The 23,556-nt window shown below is 70.0% G+C and carries 26 protein-coding genes; 17 read left to right on the forward strand and 9 right to left on the reverse strand.

Features of this window, described 5'->3' with window-relative positions; genetic code table 11:
* Positions 1 to 6 precede the first annotated feature (6 nt).
* Positions 7 to 759 (forward strand): NPP1 family protein, encoded by a 753-nt coding sequence (locus BKN51_RS10615; protein ID WP_101607478.1) that lies wholly within the window; start codon positions 7 to 9, stop codon positions 757 to 759.
* A 131-nt stretch (positions 760 to 890) separates the two neighbouring features.
* Here the strand turns inward: BKN51_RS10615 and BKN51_RS10620 are convergent, their stop codons facing one another.
* A complete protein-coding gene (locus BKN51_RS10620; RefSeq protein WP_158255808.1) occupies positions 891 to 2,699 on the reverse strand; it encodes a DUF262 domain-containing protein in 1,809 nt (602 codons plus the stop codon).
* Positions 2,700 to 2,905: 206 nt separating this feature from the next.
* On the opposite strand from BKN51_RS10620, the gene BKN51_RS10625 reads away from it, so the two are divergent.
* Positions 2,906 to 3,091 carry a helix-turn-helix domain-containing protein gene (locus BKN51_RS10625; protein ID WP_101607480.1) on the forward strand — a complete coding sequence of 62 codons (186 nt, stop codon included), beginning with the start codon at positions 2,906 to 2,908 and terminating at the stop codon, positions 3,089 to 3,091.
* Positions 3,092 to 3,197: 106 nt separating this feature from the next.
* Positions 3,198 to 4,352 (forward strand): helix-turn-helix domain-containing protein, encoded by a 1,155-nt coding sequence (locus BKN51_RS10630; protein ID WP_101607481.1) that lies wholly within the window; start codon positions 3,198 to 3,200, stop codon positions 4,350 to 4,352.
* Positions 4,353 to 4,355: 3 nt separating this feature from the next.
* Here the strand turns inward: BKN51_RS10630 and BKN51_RS10635 are convergent, their stop codons facing one another.
* Both BKN51_RS10635 and BKN51_RS10640 read right to left on the reverse strand, forming a co-directional pair.
* Positions 4,356 to 6,668: an ATP-binding protein gene (locus BKN51_RS10635; protein ID WP_101607482.1), complete on the reverse strand. Its 2,313-nt coding sequence runs from the start codon at positions 6,666 to 6,668 to the stop codon at positions 4,356 to 4,358.
* 89 nt (positions 6,669 to 6,757) lie between these two features.
* Entirely contained in the window at positions 6,758 to 6,991 is a 234-nt protein-coding gene (locus BKN51_RS10640) for a hypothetical protein (RefSeq protein ID WP_101607483.1), read from the reverse strand.
* A 179-nt stretch (positions 6,992 to 7,170) separates the two neighbouring features.
* Here BKN51_RS10640 and BKN51_RS10645 point away from each other — a divergent pair, with 179 nt between their 5' ends.
* From BKN51_RS10645 to BKN51_RS10665, 5 genes are all read left to right on the forward strand, one after another.
* Entirely contained in the window at positions 7,171 to 8,355 is a 1,185-nt protein-coding gene (locus BKN51_RS10645) for a sensor histidine kinase (protein WP_233224161.1), read from the forward strand.
* A complete protein-coding gene (locus BKN51_RS10650) occupies positions 8,356 to 9,027 on the forward strand; it encodes a response regulator (protein ID WP_101607485.1) in 672 nt (223 codons plus the stop codon).
* Positions 9,028 to 9,113: 86 nt separating this feature from the next.
* Positions 9,114 to 9,689 (forward strand): dihydrofolate reductase family protein, encoded by a 576-nt coding sequence (locus tag BKN51_RS10655; RefSeq protein WP_101607486.1) that lies wholly within the window; start codon positions 9,114 to 9,116, stop codon positions 9,687 to 9,689.
* Between the two features lie 531 nt (positions 9,690 to 10,220).
* Entirely contained in the window at positions 10,221 to 10,736 is a 516-nt protein-coding gene (locus BKN51_RS10660; protein WP_101607487.1) for a DUF4232 domain-containing protein, read from the forward strand.
* Positions 10,737 to 10,761: 25 nt separating this feature from the next.
* Entirely contained in the window at positions 10,762 to 11,313 is a 552-nt protein-coding gene (locus BKN51_RS10665; protein WP_101607488.1) for a DUF4232 domain-containing protein, read from the forward strand.
* Between the two features lie 13 nt (positions 11,314 to 11,326).
* Here the strand turns inward: BKN51_RS10665 and BKN51_RS10670 are convergent, their stop codons facing one another.
* Positions 11,327 to 11,740, reverse strand: coding sequence for an ATP-binding protein (locus tag BKN51_RS10670; protein ID WP_101607489.1), 414 nt, complete (start codon positions 11,738 to 11,740; stop codon positions 11,327 to 11,329).
* Positions 11,741 to 11,899: 159 nt separating this feature from the next.
* On the opposite strand from BKN51_RS10670, the gene BKN51_RS10675 reads away from it, so the two are divergent.
* Positions 11,900 to 12,244: an STAS domain-containing protein gene (locus BKN51_RS10675; protein ID WP_233224162.1), complete on the forward strand. Its 345-nt coding sequence runs from the start codon at positions 11,900 to 11,902 to the stop codon at positions 12,242 to 12,244.
* Positions 12,245 to 12,257: 13 nt separating this feature from the next.
* Here BKN51_RS10675 and BKN51_RS10680 read toward each other — a convergent pair whose 3' ends face one another.
* Together BKN51_RS10680 and BKN51_RS10685 are read right to left on the reverse strand one after the other, a co-directional pair.
* Positions 12,258 to 12,716, reverse strand: coding sequence for an STAS domain-containing protein (locus BKN51_RS10680; RefSeq protein WP_101607491.1), 459 nt, complete (start codon positions 12,714 to 12,716; stop codon positions 12,258 to 12,260).
* Positions 12,717 to 12,946: 230 nt separating this feature from the next.
* A complete protein-coding gene (locus tag BKN51_RS10685) occupies positions 12,947 to 13,285 on the reverse strand; it encodes a winged helix-turn-helix transcriptional regulator (protein WP_101607492.1) in 339 nt (112 codons plus the stop codon).
* Between the two features lie 208 nt (positions 13,286 to 13,493).
* Between BKN51_RS10685 and BKN51_RS10690 the strand changes: the two genes are divergently transcribed.
* Positions 13,494 to 13,910, forward strand: coding sequence for a carboxymuconolactone decarboxylase family protein (locus BKN51_RS10690; RefSeq protein WP_233224163.1), 417 nt, complete (start codon positions 13,494 to 13,496; stop codon positions 13,908 to 13,910).
* On the opposite strand, the gene BKN51_RS10695 is transcribed toward BKN51_RS10690, so the two are convergent.
* Positions 13,907 to 14,119 carry a hypothetical protein gene (locus tag BKN51_RS10695; protein ID WP_101607493.1) on the reverse strand — a complete coding sequence of 71 codons (213 nt, stop codon included), beginning with the start codon at positions 14,117 to 14,119 and terminating at the stop codon, positions 13,907 to 13,909. The two genes, BKN51_RS10690 and BKN51_RS10695, sit on opposite strands and share 4 nt — an antisense overlap.
* Positions 14,120 to 14,212: 93 nt before the next feature.
* The gene (locus BKN51_RS10700) at positions 14,213 to 15,199 is read right to left on the reverse strand and encodes a LysR family transcriptional regulator (protein WP_101607494.1); all 987 of its coding nucleotides are present in this window, start codon (positions 15,197 to 15,199) and stop codon (positions 14,213 to 14,215) included.
* A gap of 90 nt (positions 15,200 to 15,289) precedes the next feature.
* Between BKN51_RS10700 and BKN51_RS10705 the strand changes: the two genes are divergently transcribed.
* The gene (locus BKN51_RS10705) at positions 15,290 to 16,705 is read left to right on the forward strand and encodes an aminopeptidase P family protein (RefSeq protein ID WP_101607495.1); all 1,416 of its coding nucleotides are present in this window, start codon (positions 15,290 to 15,292) and stop codon (positions 16,703 to 16,705) included.
* Between the two features lie 74 nt (positions 16,706 to 16,779).
* On the opposite strand, the gene BKN51_RS10710 is transcribed toward BKN51_RS10705, so the two are convergent.
* A complete protein-coding gene (locus BKN51_RS10710) occupies positions 16,780 to 17,919 on the reverse strand; it encodes a metalloprotease (protein ID WP_101607496.1) in 1,140 nt (379 codons plus the stop codon).
* A gap of 245 nt (positions 17,920 to 18,164) precedes the next feature.
* Here BKN51_RS10710 and BKN51_RS10715 point away from each other — a divergent pair, with 245 nt between their 5' ends.
* From BKN51_RS10715 to BKN51_RS10740, 6 genes are all read left to right on the forward strand, one after another.
* Positions 18,165 to 18,764 carry a helix-turn-helix domain-containing protein gene (locus BKN51_RS10715; RefSeq protein WP_168214308.1) on the forward strand — a complete coding sequence of 200 codons (600 nt, stop codon included), beginning with the start codon at positions 18,165 to 18,167 and terminating at the stop codon, positions 18,762 to 18,764.
* Positions 18,765 to 18,842: 78 nt separating this feature from the next.
* Positions 18,843 to 20,015: an NAD(P)/FAD-dependent oxidoreductase gene (locus BKN51_RS10720; RefSeq protein ID WP_101607497.1), complete on the forward strand. Its 1,173-nt coding sequence runs from the start codon at positions 18,843 to 18,845 to the stop codon at positions 20,013 to 20,015.
* A complete protein-coding gene (locus tag BKN51_RS10725; protein ID WP_101607498.1) occupies positions 20,012 to 20,278 on the forward strand; it encodes a (2Fe-2S)-binding protein in 267 nt (88 codons plus the stop codon). Before BKN51_RS10720 ends, BKN51_RS10725 begins: the two co-directional genes overlap by 4 nt.
* Entirely contained in the window at positions 20,275 to 21,624 is a 1,350-nt protein-coding gene (locus tag BKN51_RS10730; RefSeq protein ID WP_101607499.1) for an FAD-dependent oxidoreductase, read from the forward strand. Before BKN51_RS10725 ends, BKN51_RS10730 begins: the two co-directional genes overlap by 4 nt.
* Entirely contained in the window at positions 21,621 to 22,532 is a 912-nt protein-coding gene (locus tag BKN51_RS10735; protein WP_101607500.1) for a dihydrodipicolinate synthase family protein, read from the forward strand. The genes BKN51_RS10730 and BKN51_RS10735 overlap by 4 nt, the downstream gene beginning before the upstream one ends.
* Entirely contained in the window at positions 22,533 to 23,534 is a 1,002-nt protein-coding gene (locus BKN51_RS10740) for a proline racemase family protein (RefSeq protein ID WP_101607501.1), read from the forward strand.
* Positions 23,535 to 23,556 lie beyond the last annotated feature (22 nt).

The following is a 23,556-nucleotide window of genomic DNA, read 5'->3' on the forward strand; positions in this document are numbered from 1 at the left end:
AACGGTATGCGACGGTTCACCACGGTCCTCCTTGGCACGCTCGCTTCCCTCCTTCTCGTGACCGGCACGGCCTTCGCCGCGCCGCCACAGGCACTCGACTGGTCGGCGCCCTGGCCCGACCGGATCTACGAACCAGCCTTCGATTACGACGGCGACGGTTGTTACCCGACCCCGGGGATCGGCCGTGACGGCACTCTCGCGCCAGGACTCGCGCTGGGCGGTGACGTCAACGGCCAGTGCCGCGACCTGTCCGATTTGGACAACACCAACGCGTACTCGCGGGTGAAGTGCAACAACGGCTGGTGCGCTTACCTGTACGCGCTCTACTTCGAAAAGGACCAGGCCGCGCTGGGCCCCGGGAGTGCCGGTCACCGGCACGACTGGGAGCACGTCGTCGTGTGGGTGCAAGGCGACTGGGGCAGGTACGTGTCCACGTCGGCCCACGGCAAGTACACGACCAGGCATCGCGACCAGGTCCCGTGGGACGAGACGGGCAAGCACCCCAAGGTGATCTACCACAAGGACGGGATCGGCACGCACTGCTTCCGGCACGCGGGCTTCGGCGAGGAGCCGGAGAACCACAAGAAGCAGTGGCAGTATCCGCCGCTGGTCGGCTGGGACGGCTACCCGCCGGGCCTGCGCGACAAGCTGACGGGGCACGACTTCGGCAGCGCCCAGCTCGGGATCCGGGACTCGTCGTTCAACGGCGAACTCGCCAAGGCGAAGCCCGCCGGGATCCCGTTCGATCCGAACGCCTGACGCCGGGCTGAAGGGGCCCTTCACCGCATGCGACGCGGTGAAGGGCCCCTTCGTCGCATCCAATGTGGGGAAGGGGCCCTTCAGTTAAGCGGCAACTAGCCATGATCCTGGCTGGTCGAGTATCTGGCCCCTTACTCCGGGCGGGTCCAGATCTTTTCCGTGATCTGCGTGGCCAGGGTTCGTGAACGTTCCTCGATGTCTTCATCGGTCCATCGAACGTGCTCGGCGAGAAGCTGTTTGTTCAGCATCAGCACGCTGTGCTGATTGATGCCGTTTCTCTTGCTTTGCTTCTGATCGACGTTGTCCCAGACGTTGTTGGACAGAATCGGGTTCAGCTTGCTCGTGAGCAAGGTGAGGTTTCCGAGTTTCTGAACGCGACGCTCGCGCTGCTGCCGGGCCACCGGGTCGTCAGCGACCCCCGCGCTCCAATTCTTTTGCCAGCTGACCGGCATGAGGTGTTCGACGGTCAGACTGGCGCGTGGGCAATGCGCTTCTTCGCTCTTCGAGGACCTGTAGCTGTCTTCGAGGGCTTCCAGGATCATGCGTCCCCGGCGCCGGGGAATCATCACGGAATAGAAGCGAATCTGCCGCAGGCTGTCGATCACTTCGACGTCGTGTGGCCAGCGCCGTGAATCCCCGGTCTGCTCGGCCAGGAAACGCCGGGTGGCGACACCCACCTCCGAGGGATCCTGAAGACCGAGATGCCTGATGAGCTCGACGACGACACTGTTGGTGTCGGCCAGCGTCGTGCGGCACAGCATGCGCCTTACCAGCCAGCTTTCGACCGCCTCCAAGGACTGGTCACGAGCGTGAGGCGGGACCGAGGAGCCGGGACGTAGAAGCCAGAGCAACAAGGGCATAGTCGCGGCGATGTCCATGACCTCGATGACCCGGTAATGGAAAGTGCCGGGTACCGACCGTGGTGGATGGCTGTCGAGTTGCCGGTAACACTGAGCATCGCTCTTTAGCTCCGCGAGCACGCTTCGAACGTCGGTGGCTTGTGCGAGCACATGGTCACGGAAGTCCGCGAAAATCCGATCCGAGGGCACCAGGTGAGCTCGGCGCATGGTGAGCCAGTAATTGAGGAAGACGTCGATCCGTGGTCGGTTCAATCGCCCTTGGCGGAGCTCCTGACGCCAGAAGTCACCGGACAACGCGGCCCAGTAGTCCTGGTCGAGCTGTTCGGTGTCGAGGTGCTGACGCTCGGCGGCTTGAAAGACAGCGTTCTTCACCAGATCGGCCGCCAAGAGGGGGCTGCCTCGGTCGTTGAGCGCTTCGAAGATCGCTTGCGCGTTGTCGCCGGGTTCGAGATCGATCACGACGAGCTTCAGATGCCGCGCCAGCGTCGTGGTGAGTGCACGCAGCCGATCGGTTGCGTTGTTTTCGTCGCCTTCAAGGGCCCAGTCCCGAATGCGTTCGCGCAGGAAGACGATTGCCTGGCTGACGCGGTGTTCACCGGAGTCGTTGCCCGGATCGTCGTCCATGGCATGCTGGAACGGCGCTCGGTCGGCCAAGATCGGCCAGACCTTCAGCAGCTCGTCATCCTCTTCGATGATGTGCTCTGGATTGCGGACGAGTGCCTTGAGCAGGGCCGCGTCCCGTGGACGGCCGTGTTTCTCGGCGACCTGGCGTACCGCGTTCAGCAGCAGTTGGAGGGTGATGAGCCGCTGTTGGCCGTCGATGACATGCCGTACCTGGATATAGCCGGCGGGGTTCGATTGCTGGTCGAGGACGACGGCGCCCAGGAAATGGGCGGACACTTCAGTGGGCTGAGCGAGATTCTGCGTCTCGAGGAGTTCATCGGCGACCGCGCGGACGTCTGCCCAAAGCGGCTCCCATTGCTTCTCGATTTCCCACACATACGGCCGCTGGAACACCGGGATCACGTAACGGACTTGCGGTTCGAACAGTTTTTGCGGCGTCAGTGTGTTGGCCTGCACTGAATCTCCCCTAGGGCGTCGACTGGAGCTAGTTGCCAGTCGGTTGGCGGCCACGGAGCGTTACGCAGTCGCGGCAACGGCCGAGCCGCCCTACCTATCTCGCCGGGCAGGTTGGACGATGGTGCGGGCGAGGTCCTGCCCGAGGAGAAGGCGATGACGTGCGCGCTCGGCGAGCGGACCGGGCGCCTGGGCGAATAGAACGGGGCGTGCCTGACCACAGCGAGCGCGAGATCGCCGTCCTGGTCGGCGAAGTGCTCTTCAACCGGGAGATCGCGATGGAGCTGGTGCTCTCCGCGTGCACCGTCGAGACGCTCGTGCAGCACATCATGACCAAGCTCGGCGCGGGCAACCGCACGCAGATCTCGACCTGGGTGACCACCACGAACGGGTGATCCCTAGGCCGAATGGGCGCGAGTACGTAATTCACCCGATGTGCCCCGCTACTCCGCGGTAGCAGACTCGGCGGCCCGACGATTCCCGCTGCCCCGGAGGTCGACGATGACCGCGTCCCACGCTCCAGTCCGCCCTGTCTCCGCTCCCGTCCGCGCCACCCCGGCCCGCTCCGCAGCCCTCGTGATCGCCCGCGCGGTCGTCGACGGCATCCGGCATTCCCTTCCCGAGCACGCGCCCCTGTTCGACACGCGCGCCACGGAGTTCGTCGCGCTGGTCCTGGAGTACGACGCGATGGACTCCGCGCTGGGCATCGCTGCCGGCGCGGACGCCTTCAGGGAGCTCGGGGTTGCCGAATACGCGGCGGGCAAGGGCTTGGACCGGCTGTCGCGCGCCTACCACTCGGCGGGACGGGGCGCTTTGCCCGTGCTGGCCTCGTTGTCACGGCAGCCCGGGGCCGGATCGGCCCTGATGGACACCGGGGTGGAGGCCCTGCTCCGCTGCGCCGACGTCCTGATCCGGCTTTCCACCACCGCCTACCGCGCCGCGCACACGCCTTCGGTGGCCGAATTGCGCCGCGACCTGCTGAAGGAGATCTTGAGCGGCCGACCGCCCGCGAAGTGGGTCGCTCTCGCGGCCGAGGCGGGCTGGGTCCCGCCCGCCCGGGTGGTCGCGATCGCCGCGGAGCCCGGGGCGGTCCGCGCCTCGTTCGGCCCGGAGGTACTGGCCGACCTCACCGGCGAGTATCCGCACCTCCTGGTGCCCGACGACGTCGAGATCGGCGGCATCCTGGCGGGGACGCGGGCGGCGGTCGGGCCCGCGGTGGCGCCCGCCGAGGCCGCGGCCTCCCTGCGGTGGGCCCGCCGGACGCTGGAACTGGTCCGGCGGGAGGTGATCGAGGACGGCCCTCTCGTGCGCTGGTCGGATCACCTGACCACGCACTGGCTCTTCGCCGACGAGGTGCTCACCGGCGCGCTCGTCACGCGGAGCCTGGCGCCGATCGCCGATCTGCCGCCGAACGAGCGCACCAAGCTCGCCGAAACCCTCGAAGCCATGCTCGCCGCCCGCGGCGGGGCGCCCGAGATCGCGAACAACCTCGGTGTCCACCCGCAGACGGTCCGCAACCGCCTGCGCCGTCTCCGTGTCCTGTTCGGTGCCCGGCTCGACGATCCCGAGGAGCGGCTGGACCTGCGGATCGCCTTGCGCGCCGATCTTCTCGCTTCCGAATCGGCCCGCCCGGCCACCCCGATCAGGGCGGCGTGAGCCTCAGGCCGGGTCCGCGGACCGGGTCACCCACGTGGCGACCTGGACGCGGTTGGAGTAGCCGAGTTTGGTGAGGATGTGGTCGATGTGGGTGTCGACCGTGCGGCGGGCGATGCCGAGCCGGTCGGCGATCTCCTGGTTCGTCAGCCCCTCGGCGACCACGTGCGCGATCTCGGTCTCGCGTTTGGTGAGCACCTGCGCGGCCTGTTTCCGCGGCGCGAGGGAGCGCTCTTCGAGGGCGTACGCGATGGCGTCGCCGGTGGGCATCGCGGCGCCGTCGGCGAACTCCTTGATCGCGACCTCCCAGCCCAGCGCCGCCGTCACGGCGTCGGTGTCGGCCTGGAGAGGTTCGGTGAACGCCTCGTACCGCGTCGGCCACGCGCCCACCGTGCGCCAGACGTTCATCGCGGCGCCCTGCAGGATCGCGGCCCGGTTGGGACGTCCGGTGCGGGCCGCGCAGCCCGCCAGGACGGTGAGCGTGAACCCGACGACGACCCGGTCGTCCACCCGGGGGTGCAGGCGCAGGATCTGCTCGCAGCAGCGGCTCGCCACGGAGAGATCGCCCTGGAGGTACTCGGCGGCGGCACGCGACCACAGCGCCCAGCCCCGCCAGAAGACCTCGCCCCGGCGCTCGCAGCGCTCGACGGATTCGGCGAGCACCGCCCGGCCGCGGTCGATGTCGCCGTCCAGCCAGATGGCCAGCCCGTGGTTGTAGCTCGCCCAGAGGTCCGCGCCCTCGTCGCCGTGGGCGCGGAAGAGGTCGATGGCCGTGCCGAACAGACGCGACGCCTGGGGCATGTCGTTGCCGATCAGCGCTGCGTAGGCGCGGACGTGGAGCACGTACGCGGCGGCGAGCTCGTCACCGACGGCCTCGGCCTCGACGGCCGCCCTGTCCACCATGCACCGATAGGCGGGCATGTCGCCCTGCACCAGCGCCAGGAAACCGGACAGCCACAGCACGTGCGCCCGCTCCGGGACATCCGCCGCCGCGGCCTCGTCGAGCCGCCGGACCCACATCCGGCCCTCGGTGTTCAGCCCGCGGACGATCCAGAACTCCTTGACGTCGCGCAACATCCGCAACCCGATGACCGCGTCCTCGGGACCGCCGGTGCAGAAGTCGAGTGCGACGCGCAGGTTCGCGTGTTCGCGCCGCAGCCTGCCGATCCAGCCGAGCTGATCGGTCTCCAGCCACTCGGCGGCGTACCGGCCGGAGAGTTCGGCGAACCAGTCACGGTGCCGTTTCCGGCGCTCCGCCGTCCCGCCCGTCTCGCTCAGCCTGTCGACGCCGTACTCGCGCACCGACTCCAGCATGCGGTACCGCACGCCGCCCGGGTACTCCTCGCGCAGCAGGATGGACTTGTCGAGCAACCCGTCGACGACTTCGAGAACGCGTTCGCTGGGCAGCTCGCCGCCGGAACAGACCTGTTCGGCGGCGTCGAGGTCGAAGCTGCCGGAGAACACCGACGCGCGCGCCCACAGCAGGCGTTCGGGACCGGTGCACAGGTCGTGGCTCCAGTCGATCAGCGCCCGCATGGTCTCGTGCCGTTCCGGCCGGCCCCGCCGGTCCTTGGTGAGCACGGAGAACTGCCGGTCGAGCCGGTCGGCCAGCTGACGCAGGGACAACGCCCGCGCGCGGACGGCGGCCAGTTCGATGGCCAGCGGCAGCCCGTCGAGCCTGCGGCACAGCCTGATCAGCGGTTCGACGTCGTCTTCGGTGAGCCGGAACGACGGCGCCACCGCGGTCGCGCGATCCACGAACAGCCGCACGGACTCGTCGCTCACCACGCGTTCGAAGGAGTCGCCCTGCTCCGGCACCGCCAGCGGCGGCACGGGCAGGACCCGCTCGCCCGCCACGCCGAGGGACTGCCTGCTCGTGGCCAGCACCGTCACCTGCGGACATTCCCGGACGATGGTGTCGGCGAACCAGGCACAGCTGTCGACCAGATGCTCACAGTTGTCGAGTACCAGCAGCAAGCGGCTCGCCCGCAGCGCCTCCACTACGACCTCGATGGCCGGTTTCGCCGAACGGTCGCCGAAGCCGAGCACGTTCGCCACGGTCGGCACCAGCAACGCGGGTTCCCGCAGCTCGGCCAGCGACACGAACGCGACCTCGTCGGCGGTCGCCTCACGGTGGGCCGCCGCGATCCGCCACGCCAGCCTGGTCTTGCCCACGCCGCCCGGTCCGGTCAGCGTGACCAGCGAAGAGACCTCCAACAGGCGCCGCGCTTCGCCGGTCTCGACGTCGCGGCCCACGTAGCTGGTCACTTCGGTGGGATCGCCCGACCACCCCGAAAGCGAGCCAACTCCGTCCGCCATGCACTCTCCCGCGATCGACGAGCCCCGCGACTTCCGTCCGATGTAGACGGAAGTCGCCCGGCTGCGGATCCTAGCGGACCGGCGTTGCCCTAGCGGGACACTTGCTTGCCGCGGTCGTGCGCCCAGCCCGCCAGTACCACTCCGGCAGCCGCGAGCAGCAGGAACACGATCAGCCTGCCGCCCCACCCACCGGGTACCCACTCGAACGCTCCCCACAACTGGGCCGCCGAATGATCGAAGAGACTGCGGATGGCGGCCTGCGCGAAGGCGGCGACGGCCACCATCCCGAGAATCTGCAGCCCCAGATAGCCGCCCTTGGTCATGCTCCCTACCTCCTGTTTCACGGTCAGGGCCCAGCATCGCCGGGATGGGCGGCCGGCACATCGGCGCCGCGTCGCGCGCCTTGTCCGACCAAAGTCGATCCCGGCCGCGACCGAGGTCGGAGCCGGGATCGTCCTGTGCCCTCATGCGCCGCGGCGGCCGGGTCGACCATGATGGGCCGGTGATCACCGACGCCGCCACCGCGCCGCCCGTCCGGCTGTGGGAACAGGCCTGGCGCCTGCTGGCCGCGGCCGCGATGGGCGTGCTGATCTGGATCGTCACGGCGTCGCAACTGCCGGTGGGGGCGTCGGGACCGAGAATCGACTGGATGATCACCGGTGATCCGCTGATCGCCCTCGCCTGCCTGATCGCGCTGCTGTGGCGTCGCCGGTTCCCCGTCACGATCACGCTCTCGGTCATTCTCGCCTCGACGGTTTCGGTCCTGGCGGGCGGCGCGTCGTTGCTGGCGCTCTGTTCGCTCGCCACCCGGCGGCGACCGGCGGAGACGGTGGTCGCGGCGGTGTTGTCCGTGATCACCGCGGTGCTGACCGCCGACTTCTACCCGCACCGCGAGTCGACGGGACCGCTGTGGCTGGTGATCAGTCTCCCCACCTTGATGGTGGGCATCGTGGTGGCCGTGGGCGCCGCGATCGGCGCGCGGCGGGAGGAGGTGCGCTCCCTGCGGGAACAGGTCGCGAGCGCGGAACGGGAGCAGGCCGCCCGAGCCGCCGAGGCGCGGATCATGGAGCGGCACCGGATCGCCCGCGAGATGCACGACGTCCTCGCGCACCGGGTCTCGCTGGTCGCCATGCAGGCCGGAGTGCTGGGGCACCGCCCGGACCTGCCCGCCGATCAGGTCGCGGAACTGGCCCGCGGCATCGCCGAGGGTTCCCATCATGCGCTGGAGGAACTGCGGGACGTCCTCGGTGTGCTGCGGGCGAGCCCGGACGGCCTGGAACCACCGCAACCCTCGCTCGAGGACCTCCCGGCGCTCGTCGCGAACGCGCGGTCGCTGGGCCTGGACGTCACGTTGACGGCCACGACGACAGGCGAACCGCCTGCCGCGATCGCGAGGACCGTCTACCGGATCGTGCAGGAAGGCCTGACCAACGCGGGGAAACACGCGCCGGGAGCCAGGGTGTCGGTCACCGTCGAGGGGACGGCGGGCGACGGTTTGCGGGCGACGGTCCGGGATTCCGGTGCCTCGCGGAAGGCCACGGGCCCGCCCGTCTCGGGATTCGGCCTGCTCGGCCTCTCTGAGCGAGTCGAGCTGGCAGGCGGCGAACTGGACCACCACGCGGAGCCCGGCGGCGGGTTCGTCCTCGCCGCGCGGCTACCGTGGCCGGTCCGCGAAGGGAGCGAGTGAATGGACAGCGAGCGGATCCGGGTCGTGCTGGTCGACGACGAACATCTGGTGCGGATGGCGTTGCGGCTCATCGTCGACGGCGAACCCGACCTCGTCGTGGTCGGCGAGGCGGCCGACGGCGACGCCGCGGTGGCCGTGGTGGGGGAGCAGCGGCCCGACGTCGTCCTGATGGACGTCCGGATGCCCGGTCGCGACGGGCTCAGCGCGACCGAGGAGATCCTCAAGCTCCCGGAGCCGCCGCGGGTCCTGGTGCTCACCACGTTCGACTCGGACGAGATGGTGCTGGGCGCGCTGCGCGTCGGCGCGCTCGGGTTCGTCCTCAAGGACACCCCGCCGCCGCGGATCCTGGCCGCCGTCAGGACGGTCGCCACCGGGGAACCCGCGCTCTCGCCCGCGGCCACGGCCCGGCTGATCGCCGCGGCCACCGGACCGCATTCGTCCGACGCGCGCCGGGCGTCCCGCGGCACCGCCCGCGATCTGCTGGCCACCTTGACCGACCGCGAACGCGAGACCGCGGCCGCCATCGCCGACGGACTGTCCAACACCGACGTCGCGCGGAGACTGGACATCACCGTCGCGACGGTGAAGGCCCACACGAGCAGCATGCTCGCCAAACTCGGCGTCGAGAACCGGGTCCAGATCGCCCTGCTGGTCCGCGACGCCGAGGGCTGAAAACTTTTTCGGGCGCCGTGTCGAATCCGCCGGTTCCCGGTCGACGTAGTGTCGAAAGCAGTTCGGATCGACCAAGGAGAAACCAGATGCGCACCCTGATCGCCACCGCGTTCGTCTCGCTCGACGGCGTCGTCGAGGGGCCCGGCGGGGAGCCGGGCTACCGCAACTCCGGCTGGACCTTCAACGGCATCGAGTTCGACGAAGCGGCCTACGAACTCAAGGGCCGTGAGCAGGGCGAGGCCACGGCGATGATGATGGGCCGGGTCAGCTACCAGGCGTTCTCGCCGATGTGGCCGGACATGACCGTGGAGTTCGCCGGCTACAACGCGATGCCGAAGTACGTCGTCTCGAGCACGCTTCGCGAAGACGAGCTGGTCGACAACTGGGGTGAGACCACGATCCTGCGTTCGCTGGACGACGTCGCCGAGCTCAAGGAGACCGAGGGCGGGCCGATCATCGTCCACGGCAGCGCGGAGCTGAACCGGAACCTCGCCGACGCGGGCCTGATCGACCGCTACCACCTGCTGCTGTTCCCGGTCCTGCTCGGCGCGGGCAAGAAGCTGTTCAGCGACACGGACAAGGACAAGCAGAGTCTCAAGCTTGTCGAGAGCGAGGCGTACGGCAACGGTGTCCAGAAGCTGGTCTACGACGTCGTCCGGTGATCTTGTCGGCGGTCTCGGCCTGCCGGGCTGTGAAGACCTTCTGATGGCGCGATAGGACTGGGTCGTGAGTGGCGATTCGGGTTAGGGCCGAGGGCGTCTTGGCTGCCTACCGGCTTCTGGCTGCGGTCGTTCACGGGGGGCGGGCCGTGAAGGGCCCCTTGCCTACCTTGAGAGTAGTGATGGAGGCCTTCACTACCTTCGTGATCGCCACTCACGACCACCCCGTCGCAAAGCGGTCAACCAGACATTCACCTACCTGAAGTGTCCCGAGTGGACAGTCAGGGGTGCGGCCACGTCAGCCGTTCCCGGTGTCGCGAAAGCCACTTTCGGGACATCAGACGTCCCGAAAGTGGCTTTCGCGACACGGCCGCCAGCCGCGCACGCGACCCGACGTTCTTAAAGACGCCCGTCACTCCTCGGGGTTGCTTTCGGGGGATCAACATCATCTTCACGCATCTTCCCGGGCTGCGTGGGCATCTTTCCCAGTGAGTTCGATCAACGTGAATCGACCACCGAGCGGGAGGAGATGTCATGAACGTCCAGGTGAAGAAGGCCGCCACGGCGATGACCGTCGGGGGACTGGTCGCGGGCGGGCTCCTGGTCGCGGGCGGCGTCGCCGGGGCGATGCCGAGCGACAAGCTCTGCGGTGCCTCCGACGTCGAGGTGTCCGTGACGCAGGACCCGTCGCACGCGGCGGGCCACGAGGCTTACGTCCTCACCTACACCGCGGCTTCGCCGACCACGAACTGCAAGCTGAAGGGCGCGCCCACCGCGCTGACGTTCGTCGCCGACGGGCAGCTGATCGACGACGTCGCCGCCGTGCCGGACGCGACAGCGGCGAACGCGGCGCCGGTGAACCTGCGTGAGGGGCGTCCGGCCGTGTCGCGCATCGTGCAGGCCTCGGCCGCGGCGCCGAACCCGCGCACACCGACGACGATCACCTTCGACCTGCCGACCGGGCCGGGTGGCGTTCCCGTCGTCGCGGACTGGCCTGCCGGGGAGCCGCTGAAGGGTGCCACCGTCCAGGTCACCGCCGTCACCGCCTGACTTTCGCCGATCGAGGGAGGAAACCATGTCCAGCAAGCAGATCAAGCGTTGTTCCCTGGGTGTCGCCGTGCTGACCGGAACGCTCGCGCTGACGGTGGCCGGTCAGGCGGAAGCCGCCACGCCGCGGTGCGCGACGGCGGACCTCGCGGTCTCCCTGGGTGAGCCGAAGCAGCTCGAAGAGGCGACAGGCCAGTACGACGTTCCGGTGACCTTCAAGAACATCTCGTCGCACACCTGCGGCCTGCACGGGGTGCCCGGCGTCGACCTGGTCGGCCCGGACGACCCGAACGGACCCGTCTACCACCTGCCGCGCGTGGACAACGGCGTGCGGGTCAACGAGGTGCCCGCGGGTTCGACGGCGACCGCGACGGTCACCGTCCTGACGCCGGAACCGGGTTCGGTCGGCAGCGGGGGTTCGACCTCTTGGACGCCGGCGAAGCTGGTGACCATCCCGCCCGGTCAGACCGAGGCGCTGAGCGCGGACTGGCCGTCCGGCCTGCCGGTGCTGCGGCAGGACGCCGCCACGCATCCGGGCAGCTGGGTCAACGGAATCCTCGCCGACCCTCCGGTGAGCTGACCGGGCGAACGGGTCAGAGGGACGGGCAGGGCCAGGCGAGCCGGACGATCGTCCCGGTGGGCGTGCTCGTCACCGAGGCCTCCGGTGCGAAGGCGCGGATGATCGGCAGGCCGCGTCCGCCGTCCGGGCGGCGTCCGTCGCGCCAGCGGCCCTCGTCGGCGACGGTGATCTTGACGTGCCCGTCGGCGTACGCGGCGGTGATCGTCATGAGGTTGTCGTCGGTGCCGTCCGGATAGGCGTGCTTGACGACGTTGGTCATCGCCTCGTAGGCGGTGAGTTTGAGATCCTCGGCCAGCTCACGGGGGAGGCCCCGTTCGAGGGCCCAGTTCGCCAGGACGTCCCGCAACGCGGCGGCCTGGGCGGGGACTGCGGCGACCTGGAGGACCAGCTCGTCGGTGCTGTGCCGCACCGGCTCGTCGATCGGCATCACGGAGCTTCTCCTCCTCGTCCGCCGCGGTCCACGACCGCCGGATCTACCGTCAAGGCTAAGGCACCGCCGGGATCGGGGTGCGAGTGCCGCGCGGGCGGGGGCCGCCATCCGATATCTTCGGGACTGGCGGGGTGCCTATCGTGAGGGAGTGTGACGGTGACGGGCGGAGACGGCGACAGCCGGGAGGTGCCGTTCTCGGTGACCGTCGCCAGGCCGGATGGCGCTCAGGTCGTCATCGCGGTGGCGGGGGAAATCGACCTCACGACGTCCGAAGATCTCAAGGAGAGCTTCGAGGAGGCGCTGGAACCGGTGCCCGGCCGCCTCGTCGTCGACCTGGAAGACGTCGATTTCTGCGATTCCACCGGGCTGGCGACTTTGGTCCGGATCAACGACCGGTGCACCACCCAAGGTGTCGACCTGAGTTTCCTGCCGTCGCCGACGATCCGGCGACTGGCGCTGAAGACGGGCCTCTCCACTTTGCTGCCACTCGCCGGATCCTGAGCGCCCTCGCGGCTCAGATTCCGTGCGCGGGCAGGGCTTTCGGCACTTCGCGGAGTGCGGTGGCGAGGTGGCGGTACACGGGGATGTGGGCGTCGACGCCGAACAACTGCAGCAGCCGCAGTACCGGCCGGGTGCTGGCGACGACACCGGTCGTGCGGTGTTCGGCGTGACCGCGGGCGGCGGCCGTTTCGATGACCCGCAGCCCGGCGACGCCGAGGAAGGTGACCTCGGTGAGGTCCAGCACGGTGGCGGCGGGCAGATCGCCCCGCAGGGCGTGCTCGAGCCGTCCGGCGGTGGCGAGGTCGATTTCGCCCGCGGCGGAGACGACGAGCAGGTTTTCACTCCATCGGGTGCGCCGGACCCGCAACAGGTGGTCGTCCGACGGGCGCGGTTGAGGAACGGTCGCGTGGACGACGGTCTTCAGGGCGGGACCGTCGCGGCTGCCCCGCGTGGACGGAATTCGGTCGGTCATGATGCTGGTCTCCCGGATAGCCGGGACGAGACGGACAACGGGTAAGCCTGCACAACGGCTGCGCAAGTCAACTCGCCGCCGCGTCGCCCTGTGAAAGAGCTGGGCCGCGGACGTGCGGGTCGTTCGCGCGGGCTGGTGGACTCAACCTCACGTACCTGTCACCGTACGCTGCTCACCGCACCTGGCAAGACCGCGCCGGGTGAACAACGGGCATTCACCCTCGCGCATGGTCACTCGCGCAAGGCCTTTTCCCAGGTGAGACCCCACTTTTCCAGCGGGTGCAGGGCGTCGAGGAGTTGTTCGCCCAATGGTGTCAGCGTGTAGCCGTCCTCACCGATGGTGACGATGCGGGCTTCGGTGAGCTCGCCGAGCCGGGTGGTGAGCACGCTCGACGACATGCGTTCGCAGCGCCGCTGGAGTTCGCGGAATCCGACCTGGCCCTGGCGTAGCTCCCAGATCACCCGCAGCGTCCACCGGCGTCCCAGCAGGTCGAGGGCGGCCATGAGCGGGCGGCCGGTTTCGGAGCCCCGGACCGGTCGTCCGGGGCGCGGGATCGGGTCTTCGGGCATCACACCCCCTTGTGCTTCGACTTTCGAAGCAGCATAGTGGTTCGAAAGTCGAAGCACTCGAGGTGGTCATGGCACGGATCGCGCCGCTCATCCCGCCCTACGAGGCGGACGTCGAAAGGCACTTCGCAAATGGATGCCGCCCGGTGTGGCGCAGGAACCGTTGGCGCTGTTCAGGTTGCTGCAACACCACTCGGAGCTTGCCTCGCGAATGCGTGTCCTGGGCGCCGGCCTGCTCGCGCACGGGGAATTACCCGCGCTGGACAGGGAAATCGTCATCGCGCGGGTGACCGCACGCTGCGGATGCCGCTACGAATGGGGTGTCCACGCGGCGGTTTTCGCACCGGTGGTCGGGCTGACACCGGAACAGGTCGAAGCGACCGTCTCCGGCGATCCCGCGCATCCGGCTTGGTCGGTCCGGCATCGCGCCCTGATCGCCGCCGTCGACGAACTCCACGACACGGCAACGGTTTCCGGCGACGCGTGGGCCGCGCTCGCCGGGCACTATCCGGAGAAGCAGCTCCTGGAACTCCTCGTGCTCGCGGGCTGGTACCGGACGATCGCCTACGTGGCCAACGGCATCGGTCTGGAGGAGGAGTCGTGGGCGGCCCCGTACCCCGATCGCTAGGAATGGTGCGAGTCGATTTCCCTGGTGTCGTCCCGTTCTCGCTTCGAGGCCCGCCATGAGGCGAGAGTGCACAGGAGTGCCGCCACGAAGCCGAGGGCGGTGAGTGTCCCGGCCCAGACGGCGCCGGTGCTGGCGAGAAGGTAGAGCTGGATCAGGGCGGTGCACGTGTAGACGACCGCCAGGCCCAGCCAGAGCCGTTGCGCCATCATCCCCCGTCTCCGTTCGCAGGTACCGGGTCAATCGCAACGAGGCGGCATGTGGTTACAGCCTGTTCGAAAGCGGTGGTTTCCTGGCGGTGGGCGTCAAGTACCGGTCACCCGGAAGAAGTCCACCAGCCCGTCCCAGGACTGCGAACTCCGCCGCCGCTCCCACCACGTCCGGAACGGCGTCGACGCCATCGCGTGCCGCGTGTACGACGTCATCACCGCGCGGTACACGTTCTCCGCCTGGTCCCACGTCATCCGCTCCTTGCGCCACGCGAGCACGAGCCGCATCCGCATGGGGTCGTCCTTCAGCGGACGGACGACCATGCCCGGCAGTTCGGGCGCGGTCGGTTCCACGAGTTGCACCGCCTGCCCGGCGGCGATCAGGTGCCGTCCGCCACCGTTGGGGCATTCGAAGCGGATCCGAGGCGTGAACCCGGCGCGGTGGGTCGCCGCGCGCAGCGACGTCAGCGAGCCGTCTTCGGGACCCGGCGGCCCGATCCACGCTTCGTCGGCGAGGTCGGCCAGGTCGACCTCGAAGCCGTCGGCGAGCCGGTGCCGGGCGGGAAGGCCGACGAAAACGGGTAGCCACGAGAACAGCACCCGGTGTCCCAGATGCTTCGCCAGCGGCACTTCCTGGTCGTCGGACATGGCGATGACGGCGATGTCGAGGGTCGCGCGGGCCAGGGCTTGGGCCAGTACCGCGCTGGACGGTTCCACATGGACGGTCACGTCCAGCCCCGGCAGCGCGTCGTCCAGCCGTTCGACGAAGGTGGGCAGACAGTCCATTTGGGACGATCCGAGCCGGACGGGGCCGTCGCCGAGCGCGCCGAGGAGGTCGCTCTCGAAGCGGTCGAACTCCACGAGCAGGGTCAGCGCGCGGCGCAGCGTCTGCTCGCCCACCGGGGTCGGGGTCACGCCGGTATGACTCCGCACGAACAGCGGCGCGCCGATCTGCCGTTCGAGCCGCTGGAGCAGCGAGGTCAGCGACGGCTGGGACATGCCCAGCGCGGCGGCCGCCTGCGAGAGGCTGCCCGCTTCGGCGATGGCGCAGATCGCCCGCAGGTGCCGGATCTCCAGGGCCATAGGCGGAGTCTATCGCCGCCGGTCATTACTGCCGGACCGTTCGCGGTGTGAGGGTGCGGGCAGAAGTCCGACTACCTGAAGGGGGAGCCGATGACCGGCGACCGAACCCGGCCGGATCTGCGCGCGCTGCTGGCCGCCAAGGGGTTCCGGAACTGGATCAGTGACGGCTGGGAGCCCGCCGACGACGTGGTCGAGGTGCCGCCCGGCGCCGCCGAGGCCGCCGCCGCTCATCGCGGCAGGCTGTCCGCGGAGTTGCCCGGACGACGGATCGCACTCGCGGCGGGCCGGGCCGTGGTGCGCTCCAACGACACCTTCCACGGCTTCCGTGCCGACAGCGACTTCGTCTGGCTCACCGGCTGCCAGCGTGAGGGCGCGATCCTGGTGCTGACCCCGGCCGGGGACAGCCACCACGCCACGCTGTACGTCCCTCGGCCCGCCGAGGCGGACGAGCCCGACTTCGTGGGCGACGCCGATACCAGCCCGCTGTGGGTCGGCACCGCCGCCGGGCCCGCCGCGTACGGGCGGGCGCTCGGCATCGACTGCCGTCCGCTGGAGGACCTCCCGCACGGCTTGCGCGGGCGGAACCCGGGCGTCCTGGTCGGTGCCGGGGTCGACCCGGCGCTCGACGCGTTCGGCTTCGGCCACAGCGAACAGCTCCGGACGGTTCTCGCGGACCTGCGCCGTATCAAGGACGACTGGGAGATCGGCCAGTTGCGCGACGCCGTCGACGCGACCGCCCTCGGGTTCGCCGACGTGCTGGCCGCGTTGCCCGAGGCGGTCCGCGGCGGCGGGGAGCGCTGGCTGCAGGGCACTTTCGACCGGCGTGCCCGCACCGAGGGCACCGGTCCCGGCTACACCTCGATCGTCGCCGCCGGGCCGCACGCGCCGATCCTGCACTGGACGCGCTGCGACGGCGAGGTGACCGAGGACAGCCTGCTGCTGCTCGACGCCGGAGTCGAACTGGAGTCCCTGTACACGGCCGACATCACCCGCACCTTCCCGGTCGGCGGGGAGTTCACGACGGCTCAGCGCGACGTCTACGACCTGGTGCACAAGGCGCAGGTCGCGGCCCTGGCGGAAGTGCGCCCCGGTCAGGACTTCGCAGCCTTCCAGACGACGGCGCTGGGGGTGCTCGCGGCGGGGCTGCACGATTGGGGCCTCCTCCCGGTGTCGGTGGACGAAGCGCTGTCGCCGGACGGGCAGCAGCACCGGCGCTACATCGTCTGCGGTACCGGCCATTTCCTCGGCCTGGACGTCCATGACTGCGCCGCCGCCCATCCCTCCGGCTATCGCGAGGGCACGCTGGCGGAGGGGATGGCGCTGGCGGTGGAGCCCGGCCTGTACTTCCACGCCGGCGACCGCACCGTGCCGCCCGAACTGCGCGGCCTCGGCGTCCGCATCGAGGACAACGTCGTGGTCACCGGATCCGGGCACGACCTGCTCTCCGGCGGTTTCCCGTCGACCGCCGACGAGATCTCCGCCTGGGTCCGGGCGGCCAGGAGCTGAAGGACGCTTTCCCCGCGTCTCACGCGGTGAAGGGGACTTTCCCCGCATGCCATGCGGGGAAAGTCCCCTTCAGCTCAGTACGAAACGGTGTGCCCGGCGAGGATCCGCCGCGCCGTACCGGTCGTGGACAGGCCGGCGGCGGGCCTGTCCTCGGTGAAGTACTCACGGAAGTTCTGGCTGAAGTCGCGGGTCATCAGCGCGATCGTGCGGTTCCAGTTCCCGCCGTCCGGCCCGTTCGCGGCCCACAGGTCCAGCAGGGAGGAGCCGACCCGGCCCTGCACGGTGTCACCACGGTCCCAGCCCGGCGTCGAGGCGTCGTTCTGGAAGCTGGAGGAGTTGCCGTTGTCGTAGACGTAGCGATAGTCGCCGAGGGCGTAGGCGGCGACGGCGTCCGCGAAGCCTTCGGTCCACGCGCACGACTCCGAACTGTGCTTCTCGATGTAGTGCGGGTTGCAGTCCTCGACCACCGGGAAGCCGCGCCCGTAGAGCTGCCATTGCAGCCAGTGCCCGGCTTCGTGGAGCACGAGGTGCTTCGAATCCGGCATCGTGTTGCCGAGGAAGACGTAGTTCGTGTTCGGGTAGTCCCAATAGCCGCCGTCGGCGACCTTCGGATCCCAGACGAAGGTGATCTGGTCGCAGCGCCCGTCTGACTGGCGGCTCGTCCAGCAGGACGAGCTGGGGTTGGCGCGTTTCCAGTAGAGGACGTTGAGCGTGTCGACCACCTTCCACGCCCGCTGCAGGCCGGAGGGCACCTTCACCGTGCCGAGGTCCTGGGTGCCGGACAGGTTCGTGCGGCGTGCCGAGTCGAACGTGTAGTCGGTGGTGTTGTTCGAGGCCTTGACCACTCGCCACATCGAGGTGCTGCTCGACCGGAACTTGACGTACGCCTCGGTGAGGGAGGCCGGGTGGCAGGCGGAGAACCGGCCGTCGGACGCGCCGGTGATGCCGCTGGAGAGCCGGGCCGCCGCGCTGGAACCGGTGCGGCCCCACAGCTCCCAGTTCGCGTTCCGCGCCACCTGCGTGCGCACGGGTTTGCTCGGGCCGGCCTCCGCGTCGAGATGGTCGAAGGCGAGTGTGCCGGTGAGACAGGCGTTCGCGGCGGCAGTGGCCGGTGCGGTGGTCACTGCCGCGGTCAGTCCGAGAGCGGTGACGAGCACCGCGCCGAACGCGCGAAGCCGTCTTCCGGCCGATGAGGATCTACGGATCAGCTGCACGGGGATCTCCTCGCTCGAGGGATACGGAGATAGGGCGGTGTGGCCCGTGACCCTGTGTCGACGGTGACACACCGGTTGGTGAAGGAGTTTCATCGCGGCCGCCACGGCCCACCATCGCGTCGCCCCATCGGCCGCGGCTATGCCCTCCCCGTCGGAAGGCGTGTCATGATGTCCGCGAACTCGATCGGCAAAGCGAACGATTCGCCGTCCGGTCGTACGGTTTGACGAACGACAGGGGAGAAGCGGTGGAGGACGAGACGCCCTCGATCCGGGACATGCTGGCGGTCAACCTGCGCGCGGCCAGGGCGGCGAGGGGCCTTTCGCTTTCGGAGCTGTCCCGCAGGTCGGGCATCGGCAAGGCGACGCTGTCGCAGCTGGAGTCCGGCGGCGGCAATCCGACCATCGAGACCGTGTTCAGCCTGTCCAGGGTGCTGGAGGTGGCGATCTCCGATCTGCTCGACCATCGCGCGGGCGGCGCGCTCACCGTGGTGCGCGGCGCCGACGTCGAGGTGCTCAGCGGCGAGGGAGTGGATCTCCGGCCGCTGCGCCGGATCGAGACCGGTGACGGCGTCTTCGAGGTGTACGACCAGGTGGTGCGCGGCGACGCGCCGCAGCGGTCGCAGGGGCACGTCGGGATCGAGCACACCGTCGTGCAGTCCGGCTCGCTGCGGGTCGAGGTGGCGGGCAAGACCGTCGAGGTCGGCCCTGGTGACTACGTGGCCTTCGATGCCCGCGAGCCGCATTGCTACACCGCGCCGGACGGGCCGGTGCACTCGGTCCTGCTGCTGCAGTATCGCGCCGACGAACGGCTCGACGGCAGGCCGCATCCCGTGCTGAAGGGCTGACCGCTCCCCAGGTATTGACACCCCTCCGGGAGGGAACCTACTCTCCGATCGTTCGCTTTACCGAACGCTGGAGGGCCGATGAACCGAACGCGTGTGGCCGTACTCGGCGCGGGTATCGTCGGCGCCGCGTGTGCCCGTGAGCTGAGCCTGGCAGGCTTCGACGTCGTGGTCGTGGATCGCGGCCGTGCCGCCGGGGGCACCACTTCGCACGGTGAAGGCAACATCCTCGTCTCCGACAAGGGGCCAGGCGCCGAACTCGAACTCGCGAAGCTTTCGGTCCGAATGTGGCCGCGTGTCGTCGCCGAGATCGCCGACGAGGACGCGCGTGCCGCCGCCGCGATCGAGTACGACCCCAAGGGCGGCATCGTGGTCGCCACCACCGAGGACGGCGCCCGCGCCCTCACGTCGTTCGCCGGGACGCAACTCGGGGTCCGCGCGGAACCGTTGTCTCCCAAGGAACTGGCCGACGCCGAGCCCGCGCTGACCCGCGAGGTGACCGCCGCGTTCCTCTACCCGGAGGACGCTCAGGTCCAGCCAGCGGGCGCGGCGCTGGCCCTGCTGGGCTCCGCGCTGCGCCACGGCGCCCGGCTGCGGTCCGACACCGAGGTCCTCGGCGCGTCCGTCCGAAGTGGACGGATCACCGGTGTCCGCGTACCCGGCGAGGTCATCGAGGCCGACGTCGTCGTGAACGCCGCGGGTCCGTGGGCCGGTCAGGTGTCGGCGCGCCTCGGCGCCCCGATCGCGATCCGCCCCCGCCGGGGCGAGGTGCTGGTGACCACCCCGATGCCCGGCGTCGTCCGGCACAAGGTCTACGACGCCGATTACGTCGGCGCTGTCGGCGCGGACTCGGGGGAGTTGCAGACCTCCGCCGTCGTCGAGTCGACCTGGGGCGGCACCGTGCTGATCGGCTCGTCCCGCCGCCGGGTGGAGTTCGACGACGCCATCCGCCCCGACGTGCTGAGCGCCATCGCGGTCAAGGCCCTGAGGCTGTTCCCGTCGCTCGCCGACGCCGCGATCATGCGGGCGTACGGCGGTTTCCGGCCCTACGTGGACGATCACCTCCCGGTGCTAGGAGAGGACCCGCGGCTGGGAAACCTGTGGCACGCCACCGGGCACGAAGGCGCCGGAATCGGGCTGAGCGTCGGCACCGCGCGCCTGCTGCGCGAACTGCTCACCGGGGCGGAGCCTGCGATGCCCGTCGGAGAATTCACCGTGGATCGTCCCGCGGTACTGGCCGGGGTGGCCGCGTGAGCGGCCGTCCGATCCGGATCACCGTCGACGGCGAAGCCCTGACCGGGATCGCGGGCCAGAGCGTGGCGGGAGTGCTGCTCGCCGCGGGCCGGATCTCCTGGCGCACCACGCGTTCCGGTGCGCCGCGCGGTGTGTTCTGCGGCATCGGCGCCTGCTTCGACTGCGTTCTCACGGTCAACGACGTGCCCGACGTCCGCGCGTGCCGCCGTCCGGCCGCCGACGGCGACGAGATCCGCACCCAGTCACGGGAGGAGAACGCGTGAGCCGGCATGTGGTGATCGTCGGCGCCGGGCCCGCCGGACTCGCGGCCGTCGAGCACGCCTTGCGGGCCGGTGCCCGCGTCACGGTGCTGGACCAGGCGGAATCGCCCGGCGGCCAGTACTACCGCATGTCGCCGGAGGCCTACGCGGCACAACACGGCGGACCGGAGTTCACCCGGCGCCGCCGTCTGCTCGCGCATCCGAGGTGCCAGTGGTGGCCCGGTGCCACCGTCTGGGCGTTCGACCGCGCGGAGAACCGGGTGCACGTCCTGCGAGGACAGTCCGACGGTGGCGGACGACAGCGGCTCACGTTGGTTCCCGACGCGCTGATCCTGGCGACCGGTGCGCACGACCGCACCCTGCCGTTCCCCGGCTGGGAACTGCCCGGCGTGTACACCGCGGGCGCGGCGCAAGCGCTGGCGAAAGGGGAGCGGGTCGCGATCGGCGGGCGGGTACTCGTCGCCGGGGCGGGGCCGTTCCTGCTGCCGGTCGCGGAATCGCTGCTGGACGCCGGGGCCGAGGTGGTCGCCGTCCTGGAGGCGAACCCGTTCGCGACCGTCCGGAAAGGATGGTCGGCGCGACCGTGGCGCCTGGCCGCCCACGCGGGCAAGGCGGGCGAACTGGCCCGCTACGCCGCGACATTGGCCCGCCATCGTGTCCCGTACCGGTTCGGCCGGGCCGTGATCGAAGCGCGGGGCGCGAACAGCGTCCGCGAGGTGGTGACCGCCGAGGTCCGCGCGGACTGGTCGGTCGTCCCCGGCACCGAGCGGACGTATGAGGTCGACGCGGTCTGCGTCGGCCACGGATTCGTCCCGCAACCCGAACTCGCCGTCGCCGCGGGCTGCGCACTGGACGGTGGTTTCGTCCGGGTCGACGACGGCCAACGGACCACAGTGGACGGTGTCTTCGCCGCGGGCGAGATCACCGGTATCGGTGGCGCGGTCACCGCCGCGGCCGAGGGCGCGGTGGCGGGTCGTGTCGCCGCGGGGGAAACGCCCGGCCCGGCCTTGGTCCGTGCCCGCGACCGCGCGCACACGTTCGCCGAGCGCCTCGCCACGGCGCATCCGATCGGCTCGGCCTGGCGACGCTGGCTTCGCGAGGACACGATCGTTTGCCGGTGCGAGGAAACCACCTACGGCGAGCTCGTCCGCGCGACCGCCGACCCGGCCTGCCCCGGCCCGCACGCGCTGAAACTCGGCACCCGGGCGGGCCTCGGCCCGTGCCAGGGCCGGATGTGCGGTCCGGCGGTATCCGAACTCTGCGGTGGTACCGAACGGCACCACCGCCCGATCGCCCAGCCGATCCGGCTCGGCGAACTCGCCGCCCGAACCGAAGGAGAACCTGAATGAGCACCCCCGACCTCGGTGGCGTCGTCGTCGCGACCGCCCTCCCGTACCGGGCGGACGCATCGGCACCCGCCGGGCTGGCCGTGGATTACGACGCCTATGCCGCGCACTGCCGGTGGCTGATCGACAACGGCTGCCGGGGCGTCGGCCCGAACGGCTCCCTCGGCGAGTATTCGTCGCTCACCGACGACGAACGCCGCCGCGCGGCCCGTACCGCGATCGAAACCGTGGGGAAGGACGGCATCGTCGTCGTCGGCGTCCACGGTCCCGGGTCGCATCAGGCCAGGCACTGGGCCGAAATCGCCGCCGAAGACGGTGCCGGCGGCCTGCTGTGCCTGCCGCCCACGATGTACCGCGCGAACCGCGGTGAAGTCCTCGCCCACTTCGAGGCGGTGGCGTCGGTCGGCCTGCCGGTGATGGTCTACAACAACCCCATCGACACCAAGGTCGACCTCACCCCGGCGCTGCTGGCCGAGATCGCGGCGATCGACAACGTGGTGGCGGTCAAGGAATTCTCCGGTGACGTCCGGCGGGTGCTGGAGATCCGCGAGCAGGCGCCGGGCCTGGACGTGATCAGCGGCGCCGACGACGTCGTGCTGGAAAGCCTGCTGATGGGCGCGACAGGCTGGTTCGCCGGTTTCCCGAACGTGTTCCCGGCCGAGTCGGTGCGCCTGTTCGAGCTGGCGAGGGCGGGGAAACTCGAGGAGGCCAGGGCGCTGTACGAACCGCTGGTGGCCGCGTTCCGCTGGGACTCGCGCACCGAGTTCGTCCAGGCCATCAAACTCGGCATGGACCTCGTCGGCCGCTACGGCGGACCCTGCCGTCCGCCGCGCGGACCGCTGACCGACGAGCACCGCGAGCAGGTCACCGCCGACATGCGCCGCGCGCTCGCCTCGCTGGGGGTGGAGTAGGTGCGGTCGATCCGGTCGATCACCGCCGTCGACTCGCATACCGAGGGCATGCCGACCCGGGTGGTGATCGGCGGGGTCGGCGTCATCCCCGGTGACACCATGGCCGAGCGCCGCCGGTACTTCATGGAGCACCTGGACCACCTGCGGCGGTTCCTGATGAACGAGCCGCGCGGCCATTCGGCCATGAGCGGCGCGATCCTGCAGCCGCCGGCCAGGCCGGACGCCGACTGGGGCGTGGTGTACATCGAGGTGTCGGGGTGCCTGCCGATGTGCGGGCACGGCACGATCGGCGTGGCGACGGTGCTGGTGGAGACCGGCATGGTCGAGGTGACCGAACCGAAGACCGTGGTGCGCCTGGACACCCCGGCCGGGCTCGTGCACGCCGAGGTCGACGTCCGGGGCGGCCGGGCCGAACGGGTCAAGCTGCGCAACGTCGCGTCCTTCCTCGCCGAGCGGGACGCGTCGGTCGAGGTGCCCGGGCTCGGCGAGGTGCGCTACGACCTGGCCTACGGAGGCAACTTCTACGCCATCCTCGAACTGTCCCGAGTGGACATCCCGTTCGAGCGCTCGGAGAAGGACCGGATCCTCGCGGCGGGACTGGACATCATGGCGGCGATCAACGACCAGCGCCCGCCCAAGCATCCGGCCGATCCGCTGATCGGCGGCTGCAAGCACGTCCAGTTCCTCGCCCCGGGTTCGGACGCCCGCGCGTCGCGGAACGCGATGGCCATCCACCCCGGCTGGTTCGACCGGTCGCCGTGCGGCACCGGCACGTCGGCCCGGATGGCCCAGCTGCACGCCCGCGGCGAGCTGGCGCTGCACACGCCGTTCGAGAACAGCTCGTTCATCGGCACCACGTTCACCGGTGAGCTGGTCGCCGAGACCACCGTCGGGGGTGTCCCGGCCGTGGTGCCGGAGTTCTCCGGGCGCGCGTGGATCACCGGCAACGCCACTTACCTGCTCGACCCGGACGATCCGTTCCCGGCGGGCTTCGTGCTCTGAGCTGAAGGGGCCTTTCCCCGCA

Source organism: Amycolatopsis sp. BJA-103 (assembly GCF_002849735.1).
GTDB lineage: Bacteria > Actinomycetota > Actinomycetes > Mycobacteriales > Pseudonocardiaceae > Amycolatopsis.

Coding starts and splice junctions, on each gene's coding strand:
- BKN51_RS10615 (WP_101607478.1), top strand. CDS start 7: ATGCGACGGTTCACCACGGTCCTCCTTGGCACGCTCGCTTCCCTCCTT.
- BKN51_RS10630 (WP_101607481.1), top strand. CDS start 3,198: ATGACCGCGTCCCACGCTCCAGTCCGCCCTGTCTCCGCTCCCGTCCGC.
- BKN51_RS10635 (WP_101607482.1), bottom strand. CDS start 6,668: ATGGCGGACGGAGTTGGCTCGCTTTCGGGGTGGTCGGGCGATCCCACC.
- BKN51_RS10640 (WP_101607483.1), bottom strand. CDS start 6,991: ATGACCAAGGGCGGCTATCTGGGGCTGCAGATTCTCGGGATGGTGGCC.
- BKN51_RS10650 (WP_101607485.1), top strand. CDS start 8,356: ATGGACAGCGAGCGGATCCGGGTCGTGCTGGTCGACGACGAACATCTG.
- BKN51_RS10655 (WP_101607486.1), top strand. CDS start 9,114: ATGCGCACCCTGATCGCCACCGCGTTCGTCTCGCTCGACGGCGTCGTC.
- BKN51_RS10660 (WP_101607487.1), top strand. CDS start 10,221: ATGAACGTCCAGGTGAAGAAGGCCGCCACGGCGATGACCGTCGGGGGA.
- BKN51_RS10665 (WP_101607488.1), top strand. CDS start 10,762: ATGTCCAGCAAGCAGATCAAGCGTTGTTCCCTGGGTGTCGCCGTGCTG.
- BKN51_RS10670 (WP_101607489.1), bottom strand. CDS start 11,740: ATGCCGATCGACGAGCCGGTGCGGCACAGCACCGACGAGCTGGTCCTC.
- BKN51_RS10680 (WP_101607491.1), bottom strand. CDS start 12,716: ATGACCGACCGAATTCCGTCCACGCGGGGCAGCCGCGACGGTCCCGCC.
- BKN51_RS10685 (WP_101607492.1), bottom strand. CDS start 13,285: ATGCCCGAAGACCCGATCCCGCGCCCCGGACGACCGGTCCGGGGCTCC.
- BKN51_RS10690 (WP_233224163.1), top strand. CDS start 13,494: ATGCGTGTCCTGGGCGCCGGCCTGCTCGCGCACGGGGAATTACCCGCG.
- BKN51_RS10695 (WP_101607493.1), bottom strand. CDS start 14,119: ATGATGGCGCAACGGCTCTGGCTGGGCCTGGCGGTCGTCTACACGTGC.
- BKN51_RS10700 (WP_101607494.1), bottom strand. CDS start 15,199: ATGGCCCTGGAGATCCGGCACCTGCGGGCGATCTGCGCCATCGCCGAA.
- BKN51_RS10705 (WP_101607495.1), top strand. CDS start 15,290: ATGACCGGCGACCGAACCCGGCCGGATCTGCGCGCGCTGCTGGCCGCC.
- BKN51_RS10720 (WP_101607497.1), top strand. CDS start 18,843: ATGAACCGAACGCGTGTGGCCGTACTCGGCGCGGGTATCGTCGGCGCC.
- BKN51_RS10735 (WP_101607500.1), top strand. CDS start 21,621: ATGAGCACCCCCGACCTCGGTGGCGTCGTCGTCGCGACCGCCCTCCCG.